Origin of the sequence: Actinomyces sp. 2119 (genome assembly GCF_003591215.1) — a bacterium.
In the GTDB taxonomy this organism is placed as follows: Bacteria; Actinomycetota; Actinomycetes; order Actinomycetales; family Actinomycetaceae; genus Actinomyces; species Actinomyces lilanjuaniae.
In genome coordinates, this window is the sequence record NZ_QYRR01000003.1 from 339,393 (window position 1) to 354,148 (window position 14,756).

The following is a 14,756-nucleotide window of genomic DNA, read 5'->3' on the forward strand; positions in this document are numbered from 1 at the left end:
GGCCGAGGAGGCGGCCGACGTCACAGCCTCGGTCGGCCCTACATGCGCTCCGGGGCACTGACCCCCAGCAGCTCCAGCCCGTTAGCCAGCACCTGGGTGACGGCGTCGTTGAGCCACAGGCGGGCGACGTGCCCGGAGTCCACCGGGTCCTGCCCGCGAGGGGTCACGCGCGTGGCCCCGTACCAGGCGTGGTAGGCAGCCGCCAGGGACTCCAGGTACCGGGCCACCCGGTGCTGCTCGCGCAGGGAGGCCGCCTGGACCACGGTGGCCGGGTACTGGGCCAGGACACCCAGCAGGTCGGCGTCAGCCCGGGTGCCCAGCGCGGCCGGGTCGAAGCCCGCCTCCCGGCTCACCCCGTGCTCGGCGGCGTTGCGAGCCACGCTGCGGGTCCGGGCGTGGGCGTACTGGACGTAGTAGACCGGGTTGTCTGAGGAGGAGGAGGCCAGCAGGTCCAGGTCGATGTCGATCATGGAGTCCATGGAGGACCGGGCCAGCGCATAGCGAGCGGCGTCCACACCCACAGCCTCGACCAGGTCCTCCAGGGTGACGATAGTGCCCGCCCGCTTGGACATGCGCACCGGCTGGCCGTTCCTGACCAGGTTGACCATCTGGCCGATGAGGATCTGCATGTTGGTGCCTGCCTCGTCCCCGTAGGCAGCGCACATGGCCATCATGCGCCCGACGTAGCCGTGGTGGTCCGCGCCGAGGAGGAAGATGCAGCAGTCGGCCCCACGTGCACGCTTGTCCAGGTAGTAGGCCACGTCCGCGGCAAAGTAGGCGGGCTGGCCGTTGGACTTGATGAGCACCCGGTCCTTGTCGTCGCCGAAGTCGGTGGTGCGCAGCCAGGTGGCGCCGTCACGGTCCTCAATGACGCCGCGCTCACGCAGCCGACCGATGGCACGATCCACTGCACCTGAGGTGTGGAGAGAGTCCTCGTGGAAGAAGACGTCGAAATCGCTGCGGAAGGCGTGGAGCTCGGCCTTGATAGAGTCAAACATCAGCGCCACGCCGCGGGAGCGGAACACCTCGGCCGCCTCCCCGTCAGGCAGGGTCGCAGGGTCAGGACGTCCCTCAGCCACCTCGGCGCGCACCACCTGGGCGGCGATCTCGCCGACATAGGAGCCACCGTAGCCATCCTCGGGAATCTCCTGCCCCCTGGCGCAGGCCAGTAGGGACTCGGCGAAGCGGTCGATCTGGGCGCCATGGTCGTTGAAGTAGTACTCACGGGTCACGGTGGCGCCGCACGCGGCCAGGACGCGGGCCAGGGAGTCCCCGACGGCGGCCCAGCGTGCCCCGCCCAGATGGACAGGGCCAGTCGGGTTGGCTGAGACGTACTCCAGGTTGACGTGCTGGCTTGCCAGGGTCTCGTTGCGGCCGTAGGCGGACCCGGCCTCCACGATCGTACGAGCCAGGACGCCGGCGCTGGCGGCGTCCAGGCGAATATTGAGGAACCCCGGTCCCGCGACCTCCACGCGGGCCACGCCCGCGACGTCAGCGAGCCGGCCTGCCAGCAGCTCGGCCAGCGCGCGGGGAGTGGTCCTCGCCTTCTTGGCCAGCTGCATGGCCACGTTGGTGGACCAGTCCCCGTGGTCCCGGCTGCGGGGTCGCTCGACGCGCGGCTGGGGGACCTCGTCCTCAGGCAGGCTCAGGGAGCCGTCGGCGACGGCCTGCGTCAGGACGGTACGGACTGCTGCTGCGAGCTCTTCAGGGGTCACGCGCGCAAGCGTACAGGCAGTCGGTCGCACCTCACCCCGCGACAGGGCTCGGCAGGAGCTGGCCCAACCCGTCGGCCGGAGTCGACCGAACGCCACGGACGGACTAAGATTTCGGCTGTCCGAAGTTTTCTTGTCCCAAGCCCGCTCCACGAGGTCCTATGAGCAGCAACCCTGGTACCGCCCCGCCTTCTGCCACCCCACCACCCCTCGACGGCGCCAGCGCACCTACCCGCACCCGCCCGGAGCACGGGGCCACGACAGGTGCCCCGCTCGACGACCCCGTTGCGCAGATCGCGGCACGTCACGCTGCCTCCCACCCGCGACCCCCGCGGCACCGGCTGCTGGCCCTCCTGGGGCCTGCCTTCGTCGCGGCCGTGGCGTACGTGGACCCTGGAAACGTCGCGGCAAACATCACCGCCGGAGCCCGTTACGGCTACCTCCTGGTGTGGGTGCTCGTGGCTGCCAACGCCATGGCTGTGCTCATCCAGTACCAGTCCGCCAAGCTGGGGATCGTCACCGGACGCTCACTGCCCCAGGTCCTGGGAGAGCGCCTGGGCCGCCCCGCACGCCTGGCCTACTGGGCACAGGCCGAGCTGGTCGCCGCCGCTACCGACCTGGCCGAGGTCATCGGGGGCGCCATCGCCTTGAACCTGCTGCTCGGGCTCCCCCTGCTGACCGGTGGACTCATCGTAGGAGTAGCCTCAATGGCGCTGCTCGCCCTCCAGGAGCGGCGCAGCCAGCGGACCTTCGAGGGTGTCGTCGTGACGCTGCTGATCGTGGTGACCATCGGGTTCCTCGGCGGCCTCGTCGTGGCTCCCCCCGACTGGGGCGGCACCCTCGCCGGTCTTGTGCCCCGCCTGGAGGGGACCGGCAGCCTCCTGGTAGCAGCCTCCATGCTGGGGGCCACCGTCATGCCTCACGCCATATACCTGCACTCCTCCCTGGTGCGTGACCACAACCATGAGCTGTCGGCAGCCGGAGAGGCGTCGCAGGCCGTCGGCGCCACGAGCACGTCGGGTGCGCCGCAGGAGCACCCAGGCCCCGGCAAGACCGTGTATGCCGCGTGTACTGCGCCAACCGCGACCACGGGCCCCGGGAGCACCTCACGTCTCCTTCACGCTACCCGGGTGGACGTGGTCTGGGCCCTGATCGTGGCCGGCGCCGTCAACATCGCGCTGCTGCTCCTGGCTGCCTCCGCACTGGCCGGTGCGCGAGGCACAGACACTATCGAGGGGGCGCACGCAGCCATCACCGCAAGCCTAGGACCCGCGGTCGGGACGGTCTTCGCCATCGGACTGCTGGCCTCGGGTCTGGCCTCGACCTCGGTAGGGGCCTACGCGGGCTCAGAGATCATGGCGGGGCTGCTGCACACACGAGTCCCCCTGCTGCTGCGCCGAGGAGTCACGCTTGTCCCCGCCCTGGTCATCATCGCAGTCGGTGCCGAGCCGACCTGGGCGCTGGTGCTCAGCCAGGTGGTGCTCTCCTTCGGGATTCCCCTGGCCGTGGTCCCGCTCATGCGGCTGACCGGCTCGGCACGGGTCATGGGCCAGTGGCGTGACAGCGCGCCACTGCGCTGGTCGGCCAGGGCCGCAGCGGCGCTTATCGTCGCGCTCAACCTGGCCCTGGTCTCCCTGACGCTCTCCGGGCAGGCCTGACAGCCGCATGCAGCCACAGGGCACCACGACAGAGGCCAGAGACCACAGAGGCCAGAGACCGCTGAGGTCTGGCGAGACCTCAGGTGACCAGCCAGAGACGCGTCTCTCTTTTCCGGATCTGCGGACAGCCTGGTACAGTTTCCTGCCGTGCCCCGGTAGCTCAGTGGATAGAGCGTCTGCCTCCGGAGCAGAAGGCCGCAGGTTCGAATCCTGTCCGGGGCACCACACCACCACCGTGGGCGCTGTCGTCCCCGAGGCAGGGGCACCTCGGACTTCCTGCCCTCACCTCCACCTGCTCTTCTCGGCCAGGACCTCCTGGGCCAAAGTGGGCACGTCGGTCATGATCGCGTCCACATTGAGCCTGGCCAGACGACGCATCTGCTCCGGGAGGTCCACGGTCCACACATGCACCTCCAGCCCCATCCTGTGCGCTGCGGCAACGAGGCGGGGAGTCACCACAGTCACTCCCCGATAGGTCAGAGGTACCTGGACCGCGTCCACCCGACCACGGGTCCAGCCCCACCGGGTGTGCGGCAGCGGCACCGAGGCCTCACTCAGCAGCATGAGACCGACGACGTCGACCCTTCCCAGCGAGGTGGTGGCCCTGGGCTCCTGACGTCGCAGCACCGCCAGGCGCCGCGCGGAGAAGGAGGCGAAGCGGACACGGTCCAGAGCGTCGGCGTCGCGCACGGCCTGCAGAGCGGGCTGGACGACGTCGGACTCCTTGAGGTCCATGTTGAGACGCAGGTCCGGGTGCGCAGCCAGGAGATCAGGCAGGCAGACAAGCCCGCGAGCGTCACCGGCATCCAGGTCGGCAAGCTCTGCCCACATCACCTCCCGGACCTGGCGAGGGTCGGCAGCCAGGCGCTGCAGATCCGCGTCATGACAGAGAACAGGCACGCCGTCCGCGCTCAGACGCAGGTCCGTCTCCATCCATTCCAGCCCCAGCCTCCTCACGTGCTCCACCGCGCTCCAGGTGTTCTCCGGGACCTCCCGGCTACCACCACGGTGGGGGATCACTCGCGGGCGGCCGCTCACAGCCCTCTTGGTAGCCATGTCGTCCCCTCCCTCTCTCATGCGGCCGACCCGCCTCTACCCGTCTGCCCGGCGCTGCCCGGCTCTGTCAGGCGCAGTCGGTCGTCAGCTCAACAGCCCCGTGCTTCTCAAGCCACTCCCAGGGGTCGACAGTGGAGTCGTCGGAGTAGTCGTCAGCAGTGCGCACCTCGAAGTGGAGGTGCGCACCCGAGGACCGGCCCGTGTTACCGACCCCGGCAATCAGGTCACCCGCAGAGACCGTGTCCCCCTCCTCGACGTAGATACCGTCCTCGTACATGTGAAGGTAGCTGGTGTACCAGACCTCGCCGTCGATCTCATGCTTGATGGTGACCGTACCCGTGCCGTCCACCATTCCTGCGGTGGTCACCGTCCCCTCAGCCGCGGCGTAGATGGCCGTGCCCACCGGCGCGGCCATGTCCTGCCCAGCGTGCAGCTTCAGGACGCCTAGGGTGGGGTGGATGCGGTAGCCGTACACTGAGGAGATCTCGTAGCTGCCCGGCAGCATCGGGTAGAAGAGCTCCGGTGTCGCGTTGAAGGCAGCCGTGTCTCCTGAGGCACCTGTCTCAGAGGAGCAGGTCTGGACCGCGTTCTGGTAGGCCTCACGGATACGAGCCAGTGTGGCGGCGTCAGGCACGTTGGACAGCTGGTCGTCAGTGTCCTCGTCCCAGTCAGCGTCCGATCCTAGGACGGCGGCAGCCACGGAGGAGGCGCGATCAGTCGCCTCCTGGGAGGAGTCATCCGGCTGGGAGGAGGACCGGGTCGAGGCCAGTGCCGCGTTGGTCAGGTAGCCACTCAGGGGCGCAACCACCGTCGCCACGGCCAGGACACTGAGAACCGCGCTGCGCCCCACCACACCGGCGCCCCGGCGGCGTGCCGAGGGCCGGGGGGACTGTGAGGCCTCCGTCCCCGGACCGTCCTCGTCGCGGGCAGTGTCCGCGTCTGCGGACGCCTCCCGTCCCGTCTGCCGAGCACGCCGAACCCGACGCACCTCCGGAACCTGCAAGGTGTCAGCGCTGCGGCGCTCGCGTACCTCCGGGGAGAAGCGAAGCTCGCGCGGAGCCGGTCTCGCATCCTTCCCGGACCCGGCAGGTTCCGCGACCTGCGCCGAGGCCGACCGCGAGGTCGGCTGCGAGGCCGACTGTGCAGACACGGCCAGCATGTCAGCAGGCACCGGCTGCCCCACAGGCTGCGCAGCGGCACCGGGCAGGCCTACCGGCAACGGTGTGGGCAGCTCGGCCCCTGCCGGGACTGTAGCGGCACCTGGAGGGGTACCAGTCAGCGAGCCGGTGCTCAGCGTCACGGTGGGCACCGAGGAGACAACGGCCTCATCGGGAGCCTGGTCTCCTGTCTCCCGGGAGCGCCCTCCCCTGCCCCCTGAGCCTTCTGGGACCGCCTGCCTGGAAGCAGGCTGGGCAGACGGCGCCACACCTGCGACCCGGGTCCCGGACCGCTGGGACCGCCGTGTCCGCCTACGCTCGGGAACATCGCGCTCGGCAACGCTGCGCTCAGGAGCAGATACGCCAGGCAGGCCCGACTGGTGCAGGGCGGCGGGCTCCGCTCCGGATGAGGACGGAGGCCAGGTCCCTGCGGGCGAGGGCACCTCAGCACCCCGGGACCGCGATGGTGCGGCGGGGGAAGTGACTGGGTCAGGTGGGACCTGCACGGCCTCGGAGCTTTGCAGACGCCTCCGCCCCCCGGACTGAGCCGCCGGGGCAGCCTCTCCAGACGGAGAGTACCCGCCAGAAGCCGCAGCACGGGACAAGGGCTCCTGGGCTGCCTCCCCGGCCGTCTCCCGGGCTACGGGCGCCGACGGCGTCGGTGCCTGGTCCCGGCCCGGGCGCTGACGCCGGGAGCGACGGGTCTGCCCCGGCTCCTGGGAGCGCACGCCCCGGGGCGGTGCAGCGGAGCCGTGGCCAGCAGGCCCGGCAGGTGCCACGGAGGCCGTGGGGGGCACAGAGGCGGAGGGCGTGGAAAGAGGAGAAGAGGAAGAGCCAGACGTCGCAGATGAGGCGGCGGCGGAGGCCTCTGGTGTCGTGATGCTCGTCGGCGGCACCGATTGGTGCGGTGCCGCCTGCCGCCTTCGCTCCATACGGCTCAGCGGAGGCGCTGCGTCCCCCGCCTGCCGGGTGGTCGCTGTCGGGGAGACCGTCCCGGAAGCGGACTGGGGGTCACGCCTACGGTACGCTCCCGGTTCTGGAGCACCCTGCCCGCCGAGCAGGACGCTGGCGGCCTCGGCCTCCGTAAGCCGGTGCCCCGACGTGCCGCCACCCTGCCTCTGGGCCGGGGCGTCAGACCGGGCGCGAGCGGCCTCTGCGGCGCGCTCAGCCTCACGACGCTGCCGTCGGCTCAGGGGCTGTGAGCTCACGCTAGTGCCTCCCAAGGCTGCTCGCACGATGATCTGGACCGGGTCAGGGCTCCTCACGGGAGCGTCCCCAATCCGCTAACCCGGGTAACGATACGACGTTGACCGGAACATGTCTTCTAGAAGAATAGCCAGGCAGCCCGATCACGCCAAGATACGTGTCACATCACGGTGTATCCACACCCTGGTCGTGCCCGGCCGCCGACCGGGCTCCGCTGCGCTGCATGGCGTCGTTGACCTCCCCCACCAGCTCCTCAAGGACGTCCTCCAGGAAGACCACCCCCAGCACCTGACCCGCCGCGTCCTCCACGCGTCCCAGGTGGGCACCGGTGCGCTGCATGGCCGCCAGCGCCGTCTCAATCTCGTCGTGGGCACGTACAGGGACCAGGGCGCGCGCCCGCCAGGCTGGGACGGGACGCGTGCGCTCCTCGCCGTCGGCGTCAAGAACGTCCTTGAGGTGCAGGTAGCCGGTGACAGCTGGTACCTCACGGCCACCCTTCTGCCCCGGCCGCTCGGCCCTGGCGACGTCAGCCACGAGAGGGAACCGGGAATAGCCTGTAGAGGCCACCGCCGCCTCCACGTCCTCAGGCGTGCAGTCCAGGGGCAGGGTAACCAGGTCCCCCACCGGCACCATGACGCTTCCCGCCGTCTCCTCGGAGAACTCCAGCGCCCCGCTCAGCAGCCCGGTGGCGTCCTCCAGCACGCCCTCGGCGGTGGAGCGCTCCACGATGGAGGCCACCTCCTGGGCGTTAAAGGCTGCCGCGACCTCCTCCCTGGGCTCAATACCCAGCAGACGCAGCACCCCGTTGGCCAGGCCGTTGAGACCGGAGACGACGGGACCAAGGACCGTGGCCACGCGTACCAGGGGCGGAGCCAGCCACCGCACCGCCTTCTCCGGGGAGGAGATCGAGATGTTCTTGGGCACCATCTCACCCGCCACCACGTGCAGGTAGACCACGATCACCAAAGCGATGAGCACCGCTACCGCGTGGGTACCAGCCTGACCCGCGCCGTGGCGGGCCAGCCAGGGCTCGATCGCGTGGGCGATGGCAGGCTCGGCCACCACGCCAAGGCCCGTGGAGCACAGGGTCACCCCCAGCTGCGCGGTAGCCAGCATGCGTGAGACGTGGCGCAGTGCCCACAGCGCCGTCACGGCCCTGGTGTCACCCGCCTCAGCCAGGGGCTCGAGCTGGCTGCGGCGTGCCGAGGTCACCGCGAACTCCGCCCCGACGAAGAAGGCGTTGCCGACCAGGAGCACGGCTGTGACCAGCAGGGCGGCGGGGGTGCTCATCGCAGGCCCTCCCCGCCGTGTCGAGGCCTGTCGGCGGTCCCCGGCCCAGTGGCAGGTCCAGTCGGCCCTCCGACCGCACCTGAGTCTCCCCCCTCTGCCTCAGAACCGACACCGCGAGCCCGCAGCCGGACGACACGGCGGTCCTCCATGGCGTCCACGACCAGGACCGCCCGAGGCAGGCTGACACGGTCCCCGACCTGAGGGATGCGGCCCAGCTCGGTCATGACCAGGCCGCCCAGGGTCTCGTAGGGGCCGTCGTCAGGCACCGTGACGCCTGTGCGGGAGGCCAGCTCGTCAGGACGCATCCAGCCGGGCACCACCCAGCTGCCCGCTGGGTCCAGGTGGACGCCGGAGCGACGGGGGTCGTGCTCGTCAGTGACGTCCCCGACCACCTCCTCCACGGCGTCCTCCAGGGTGACCACCCCGGCGGTCCCACCGTACTCGTCGACCACGACCGCCATCTGCGACCCCTGTGCCCGCAGCTCGACAAGTAGGTCCGCCAGGGGCATCGTCTCAGGCACTCGTGGCGCGACCGCCATGAGAGAGGCGGAGACCACCGGGACCTCGGCGCGCCTGGCGTAGGGGACAGCGACGGCACGGCGCAGGTGGGCGATCCCGAGGATGTCGTCCACGTCCTGCCCGGTCACCGGGAAACGGGAGTGCCCGGTAGCGCGGGCCAGGTGGACCACGTCCTCCGCGGTGGCCCCGGACTCCAGGGTGTGGAGGCGTCCCCGGTCGGTCATGACGTCGACAGCGGTCAGCGCCCCCACGCCGATCGACCTGGTCAGCAGGGTGGCCGTCGTGGAGTCGAGAGTGCCCTCCCGCGCGCTGTGACGCACCAGGGCAGCCAGCTCCGAGGCCGACCGGGTGCCGCTGATCTCCTCAGCCGGGGTGATCCCCATCGTGCGCAGCACCAGATTAGCGGTGTCGTTGAGGACGACGATGACCGGTCGCAGCAGCAGGGAGAAGCCTATGAGGAAGGGCGCTACCAGGGCGGCAGCGCGCATGGGATCGGCCAGGGTGGCGTTCTTGGGGATGAGCTCGCCCACGACCATGGAGAAGGCGTTGACCACCACCAGTGAGACGGCTGCGGCAGCGCCCACCGCCACCGACTGCACCAGCCACCCGCTCATGACCTCCGACAGAAGCCTGGCCAGGGCAGCCTGCATCGTGTACCCCAGCAGGACCGTGGTCAGGGTGATCCCCACCTGCGCCCCGGACAGGAGAGTGGACAACCGGCTGAGCGCCCTACGGACAGCAGCCTCCCGACGCCCGCCAGAGGCTGCCCGGGTCTCCACCGTGGAGGGGTCCAGTGACACCAGGGAGAACTCCCCGGCCACGAACAGGGCCGTCCCAAGCGTGAGCAGGACGCCGACAAGGATCATGAGCCAGTCACTCACCACGGCCTCCCGTGCAGGTGCTGACGGGGCACCGCGAAAGGTAGCGGGGACAGCAGTGGTCAGGATCAGGGTGCGGGCGAGACAGACGTCCGCGTACCCGGCGAGCGTGTCGGCGCATAGTAAGGCGCACGCTACCACCGAGGGAGGCAGCCGGGCCGTCAGGCCGACCGTCCACAGACCCTGCGCTGCCGCCCTGCACCCAGCCCCTGCGTGCCGCCCCCACATGCCGGGAGCCGCTTGTAGCATGCTGTGTGGTACCAGTCTGTGCCACTCCTCATGTACCAGGTCCCAGGCACCGGCTCTCCACCAGCGCCGTGCGCGCCGTCCTCCGGCCGGGGGCGCCGGGCCGGAGGACGGCGCGGTAGCAGGCCTGGACCGCCACCGCCGACAAGGAGATGCCGTGCCAACGCAGGACCGCGCCACAGGAGCCGCAGGATTCGGCGCCAACGAGTGGATGGTGGAGGAGATGCGGGCCTCCTGGGCCGCCGACCCGTCCTCGGTAAGCCCCCAGTGGCGTGAGCTGTTCGAGACCGACCCGCAGGCGGGTCGGCACCAGGTCGTGGGCTCCGCCCCGGGCACGACCGCGACGGCGCTGCCGACCGCGCAGCCAGGGCAGTCCGTCGCGTCCCCCCACGACGCCGCCCGCCGGGCCACCATCACCGCCCCGCACGCCCTTCCCGCCTCGGGGCAGCAGGCCTCTGCGGTCCAGGACGTCAGCCGCTCCGACCTACCCCCTGCCCCGCCCTCCGACACTGCCCCCCCGACCTCCCCCTACGCCCGGCGCCTGTCCCGCCAGCAGGCCCGCGACCTGGAGGCCGGGGCAGGCAGCGGCAGCACCGGCGGCGGAGACGTCGGCGCAGACAGCACCAGCGACGCTGCCAGCAGCATAGACGGCACAGGCCACGACGCCGACGGTGCTCGTGCCAGCAGTGCCACAAGCGCCACCAGCACCCGTCTCAAGGGGGCGGCTGCCCGCACCGCCAGGAACATGGAGGACTCCCTGTCGGTGCCCACCGCCACCTCCGCACGGGCGGTCCCCGCCAAGGTCCTTGTCGAGAACCGCTCCATCATCAACGCGCACCTGGCCCGAACCCGCGGCGGCAAGGTGTCCTTCACCCACCTCATCGGCTGGGCGCTTGTGGAGTCGCTGGCCCAGATGCCGGAGATGAACGTCTCCTACACCACCGACGAGGCGGGGCGGCCCTGCCTGCGCACTCCCGCGCACGTGGGGCTCGGCCTGGCCGTCGACGTCCCCGGCCCGCAGGGCCAGCGTCGGCTGCTGGTGCCCTGCGTCAAGCAGGCTGACCTCATGGACCTGGCCAGCTTCGTCTCCGCCTACGAGGACCTGGTACGCCGAGCACGGGACAACGCCCTGAGCCCCGCAGACTTCCAGGGCACCACGGTGAGCCTGACCAACCCGGGCACGATCGGCACCCTGCACTCCGTGCCCCGCCTCATGGCGGGCCAGGGCCTCATCGTAGGCGTGGGCTCCATGGACTACCCGGCGGCCTTCGCCGGAGCCAGCGCCGAGACCCTGGCCCGCCACGGCGTCGGCCGCACCCTCACCCTCACCTCTACCTACGACCACCGGGTCATCCAGGGAGCCTCCTCCGGGGAGCTCCTGCGCCTGGTGGAGCACAAGCTCCTGGGGCTGGACGGCTTCTGGGAGCGGGCACTAGAGTCCCTGCGCATCCCGCACGAGCCGGTGCGCTGGGCACGCGACACCACCTACGACCCCGAGCACGAGACCGGTAAGCACGCCCGCGTGGCCGAGCTCATCCACGCCTTCCGTCAGCGCGGCCACCTGGCCGCCGACACCGACCCGCTGACCTACCGGCTACGCCGCCACCCTGACCTGGACATCGTCTCCTACGGTCTGAGCCTGTGGGACCTGGACCGGACCTTCCCCACCGGGGGCCTGGGAGGCCGGGACCGGGCCACCCTGCGTACGATCCTGGACATGCTGCGTGACACCTACTGCGGCACAGTAGGGATCGAGTACATGCACATCCAGGACCCCGCCCAGCGCGCCTGGTGGCAGGAGCGCCTGGAGGGAGGCCGACGAGAGATCGACGCCGCCGAGCGCCGCCGGATCCTCACCAAGCTGGAGCAGGCCGAGGCCTTCGAGACCTTCCTGCAGACCAAGTACGTGGGCCAGAAGCGCTTCAGCCTGGAGGGCGGGGAGTCCCTCATCGTCCTGCTCGACCGCCTCCTGGACTCCTGCGCCCACGACGGCCTGGACGAGGTAGTCATCGGTATGGCCCACCGGGGGCGCCTCAACGTCCTGACCAGCATCGCGGGCAAGTCCTACAGCCAGGTCTTCGACGAGTTCGACGGCAACGGCGTCATTGAGGGCGCAGGTACCGGGGACGTGAAGTACCACCTGGGCACCGAGGGCGTGTTCACCGGCACCGACGGGGTCTCCACCCGCGTCTCCCTGGCTGCCAACCCCTCCCACCTGGAGACCGTCGACGGCGTGGTGGAGGGGATCGTGCGCGCCAAGCAGGACCGTATCGGCCTGGGCGAGAAGGGCTACACGGTCATACCGGTGCTCGTGCACGGAGACGCCGCCTTCGCAGGCCAGGGCGTCGTCTACGAGACCCTCAACATGAGCCAGCTGCCCGCCTACCGCACCGGGGGGACGATCCACGTCATCGTCAACAACCAGATCGGCTTCACCACCGGAGCCGCCTCGGCCCGTTCCACCACCTACCCCACTGACCTGGCCAAGGGCCTGCAGGTACCGATCTTCCACGTCAACGCCGACGACCCCGAGACGGTGGCCCGCGTGGCCCACATGGCCTACAGCTACCGGCGGACCTTCCACAAGGACGTCGTCATTGACCTTGTCTGCTACCGCAGGCGCGGTCACAACGAGGGCGACGACCCCTCCATGACCCAGCCGGTCATGTACCGCCTTATCGACTCCCTGGCCTCCACACGGGAGGTCTACACCGCCAACCTCGTGGGCCGGGGCGACATCACCCGCCAGGAGGCGGAGCAGGTCAGCGCCGCCTACCACGCTGAGCTGGAGCGGATCCTGTCCGAGGCGCGCACCAGGGGCGAGCCCTCCCAGCAGCCCGCCACCGACCTGGCCTCGGCGGAGTCGCAGGACCAGGCCGACCCCACCACCGTCGGCCTGCCCCGCTCCTCCCTGGAGGTGCCCACCTCCCAGCAGGCGGGGACGGGCATGATGATCGGCTGGAGCTCGGCGGTGCCACGCGACGTCGTCGAGCGCATCGGGGACGCCCAGGTGGCCTGGCCGGAGTCCTTCACCATCCACCCTCGCCTGTCCGGCATGCTGTCACGGCGCCAGGACGCCACCCGGTCAGGCGGCATCGACTGGGGGCTGGGCGAGCTGGTCGCCCTGGGCAGCCTCCTCATGGAAGGCGTGCCGGTGCGCCTGGCGGGCGAGGACGCTCGGCGCGCCACCTTCTCCCAGCGTCACGCCGTCCTGCACGACTACAGCTCCGGCACGGAGTGGACGCCTCTGAACTTCCTGACCCCGGACCAGGCCCCCTTTGAGGTCTACGACTCCCTGCTCAGCGAGTACGCCGCCCTGGCCTTCGAGTACGGCTACTCGGTGGAGCGGCCCGAGGGTCTGACCCTGTGGGAGGCCCAGTTCGGCGACTTCGCCAACGGCGCCCAGAGCGTCATCGACGAGTACGTCGCCTCGGCCGCGCAGAAGTGGGGGCAGCGCTGCGGGCTGGTCATGCTGCTGCCCCACGGCCAGGAGGGGCAGGGGCCGGACCACTCCTCGGCGCGCATGGAGCGCTACCTGCAGATGTGCGCGCAGGACAACATGTGGGTGACCCAGCCCTCGACCCCCGCCAACCACTTCCACCTACTGCGAGAGCACGCCTACCGCCGCCCCCGCCGTCCCCTGGTCGTCTTCACCCCCAAGCAGCTGCTGCGGCTCAAGGCGGCGACCTCACCCGTGGAGGACTTCACCTCTGGACGGTTCCAGCCGGTCATCGGCGAGACCGACCCGGGGCTGCTCGGCCAGCCGGGGCCAGCAGGTGAGGGGCAGGCAGCCCGGTCCCCGCAGCAGGGCGCGCCCAGCGCCAGCACCGGGGGCACCTCGCAGGTGGACCGGGTACTGCTGTGCTCGGGCAGGGTCTACTACGACCTGCTCGCCCACCGGGAGGCCACTGGCGACAGGCGTACCGCCATCGTGCGCCTGGAGCAGGTCTACCCACTGGAGACCGACGCCGTGGCCACGGCCCTGGCTCCCTTTGCCGGGGCGGAGCTGGTGTGGGTCCAGGACGAGCCCGCTAACCAGGGGGCGTGGCCCTACCTGGCGCTCCACCTGCCCACCGAGCTCACCGGTGGCGTGCTCCCGCGCCTGGTCTCCCGGCCGGAGGCCGCCGCCCCTGCCGTGGGTACGGCAGGCGTCCACAGGCAGCAGCAGACCGAGCTGGTCGAGGCGGCCTTCGCCCGCTGACAGGCAGACGGCACGGCACTGAGACGGCAGTTGAGACGAGGACGTCAGGGAGGGGCGCGTCGTGGAGGACACGAGGCTGAGCTTCATCGGTGACGAGCTGGTCGCTGGCTACGGGGACGGCCGCGCCCTGGGATGGACCGGGCGGGTGATGGCGCGCACGCCCCGGGAGGTCCCGATCCTATGGACGACTCTTGCCGTCCCCGGTGAGACGACGGCGCAGCTGGCCGAGCGGTGGCAGGCAGAAGTGGCTCGCCGCTCAGCTCCCAACGGACGCAACCGGCTGGTCATCGGCCTGGGCGTGGCTGACGTCATCGCGGGTGTGTCCTACGCGCGCTCGCGCCTGGCCCTGGCCAACATCCTGGACGCGGCGGCCTCGGAGCAGCGGCGGTGCTTCGTCGTGGGGCCCCCGCCCCTGGCACAGGCCGACCCGGACGCCACCTCCCGCCTGTCCACAGCCGCCTCCGAGGTTTGCCAGCGTCGGCAGGTCCCCTACGTGGACACCTTCGAGCCCCTGCGCAACCACGAGCAGTGGAACACCGACGTCACCGCGGCCGGGGGCTCGCACCCGGGCCAGGCCGGCTACGGCCTCCTGGCCTGGCTGGTCCTCCATCGAGGCTGGTACGAGTGGCTGAGTACCGGGCGACCTTAAGCGACCTACAGCACCTGAGGCCGGGCAGGCGGGGCCGCACCGCTGGGGCACCCCCTGGCAACCAGACCGCCCGGTCCTCGCCCCTGTCCGTAAGAGGGGCTTCCCACGCGCCCTCACAAGGATGTATCGTTGCTGACAGGGATTCACATCTCTGCCTGGCAGCCCTGCCACTACGGCCACAATC

8 protein-coding genes and 1 tRNA gene are annotated in these 14,756 nt (G+C 70.7%); 4 read left to right on the forward strand and 5 right to left on the reverse strand.

Features of this window, described 5'->3' with window-relative positions; all coding sequences use genetic code 11:
• Nucleotides 1-38: 38 nt before the first annotated feature.
• Nucleotides 39-1,715 carry an arginine--tRNA ligase gene (gene argS / locus D4740_RS05185; RefSeq protein WP_119835866.1) on the reverse strand — a complete coding sequence of 559 codons (1,677 nt, stop codon included), beginning with the start codon at nucleotides 1,713-1,715 and terminating at the stop codon, nucleotides 39-41.
• Between the two features lie 158 nt (nucleotides 1,716-1,873).
• Here argS and D4740_RS05190 point away from each other — a divergent pair, with 158 nt between their 5' ends.
• Both D4740_RS05190 and D4740_RS05195 read left to right on the forward strand, forming a co-directional pair.
• Nucleotides 1,874-3,370, forward strand: a complete 1,497-nt coding sequence (locus tag D4740_RS05190) for an Nramp family divalent metal transporter (RefSeq protein ID WP_119835867.1) — start codon at nucleotides 1,874-1,876, stop codon at nucleotides 3,368-3,370.
• Nucleotides 3,371-3,519: 149 nt separating this feature from the next.
• Nucleotides 3,520-3,595, forward strand: a tRNA-Arg gene (locus D4740_RS05195).
• A 57-nt stretch (nucleotides 3,596-3,652) separates the two neighbouring features.
• On the opposite strand, the gene D4740_RS05200 is transcribed toward D4740_RS05195, so the two are convergent.
• From D4740_RS05200 to D4740_RS05215, 4 genes are all read right to left on the reverse strand, one after another.
• A complete protein-coding gene (locus D4740_RS05200; protein WP_182911343.1) occupies nucleotides 3,653-4,426 on the reverse strand; it encodes a glycerophosphodiester phosphodiesterase in 774 nt (257 codons plus the stop codon).
• Between the two features lie 67 nt (nucleotides 4,427-4,493).
• On the reverse strand, nucleotides 4,494-6,791 hold the full coding sequence (locus D4740_RS13220; RefSeq protein ID WP_259390668.1) for a peptidoglycan DD-metalloendopeptidase family protein: 2,298 nt from the start codon (nucleotides 6,789-6,791) through the stop codon (nucleotides 4,494-4,496).
• 163 nt (nucleotides 6,792-6,954) lie between these two features.
• Nucleotides 6,955-8,079 (reverse strand): hemolysin family protein, encoded by a 1,125-nt coding sequence (locus D4740_RS05210; RefSeq protein ID WP_119835868.1) that lies wholly within the window; start codon nucleotides 8,077-8,079, stop codon nucleotides 6,955-6,957.
• Complete coding sequence (locus tag D4740_RS05215; RefSeq protein WP_182911344.1) at nucleotides 8,076-9,479, reverse strand: hemolysin family protein; 1,404 nt, start codon at nucleotides 9,477-9,479, stop codon at nucleotides 8,076-8,078. The genes D4740_RS05210 and D4740_RS05215 overlap by 4 nt, the downstream gene beginning before the upstream one ends.
• Before the next feature lie 400 nt (nucleotides 9,480-9,879).
• Here D4740_RS05215 and D4740_RS05220 point away from each other — a divergent pair, with 400 nt between their 5' ends.
• Together D4740_RS05220 and D4740_RS05225 are read left to right on the forward strand one after the other, a co-directional pair.
• Complete coding sequence (locus tag D4740_RS05220) at nucleotides 9,880-13,923, forward strand: multifunctional oxoglutarate decarboxylase/oxoglutarate dehydrogenase thiamine pyrophosphate-binding subunit/dihydrolipoyllysine-residue succinyltransferase subunit (protein WP_119835869.1); 4,044 nt, start codon at nucleotides 9,880-9,882, stop codon at nucleotides 13,921-13,923.
• Between the two features lie 61 nt (nucleotides 13,924-13,984).
• The gene (locus D4740_RS05225; protein ID WP_119835870.1) at nucleotides 13,985-14,572 is read left to right on the forward strand and encodes a GDSL-type esterase/lipase family protein; all 588 of its coding nucleotides are present in this window, start codon (nucleotides 13,985-13,987) and stop codon (nucleotides 14,570-14,572) included.
• Nucleotides 14,573-14,756 lie beyond the last annotated feature (184 nt).